This window comes from Oleiphilus sp. HI0061 (assembly GCF_001635675.1).
The window spans coordinates 1-571 of record NZ_LWFE01000702.1 but is presented as its reverse complement, the minus strand read 5'-3'; the positions used below and the strand labels follow the sequence as shown (position 1 = coordinate 571).

Here is a 571-nt window from a genome sequence, read left to right as displayed (position 1 = left end):
TCTTGTATACATACAGTGAAGGACAAAGGGCTGGAACAATTTATACAGTGTTACTTAAGTCAATTAATGGCGAAAAACTTTCTGGAAAGTCTAAACGATGGTTATATGTCAAACCCGGAGAGTATGAAATTGAGGTAACCAGTCACAAGTACAATGAAGGTGCATATATCGCAGGAGCTATTGCAGGAGGTGTTGCTGGCGGAGCCATGGGGGCAAGCGTTGATACTGGTGCCATTGTAGCAAGCTCTGAAGCATACGCAGAAATGGAGCGAACTAGAGTAGAAGATAATAATATCATCGCGCGGCTGGAAGCTGGGAATATATACGTGATCGATCCAGTTATTGAAAACAAGAAAATAAAGTATTTTGAAGTTAAAACGTACTAAATAAAGAAATTCTAACCAAGCGTTCAACCGGACTCGCCTTCGGCTCGCGCGGTTAACGCGGCGTTATAGCAGGAATGGTGATTTATGAATATTATGGATGAGCAAGTATCACTATTGAATGAGTTGAGCGAACTCATGATGATAAGCAGTGAGCTAGGGTATGAATCTCTTTCGTGTGAGTTTAA

At 41.3% G+C, this 571-nt stretch carries 1 protein-coding gene; it reads left to right on the top strand.

Going from position 1 to position 571, the window contains the following annotated elements; all coding sequences use genetic code 11:
* Positions 1-386, top strand: a 386-nt coding sequence (locus A3735_RS30630) for a hypothetical protein (protein ID WP_197485776.1), incomplete at its 5' end; no start/stop codon positions are given.
* Positions 387-571: the final 185 nt, after the last annotated feature.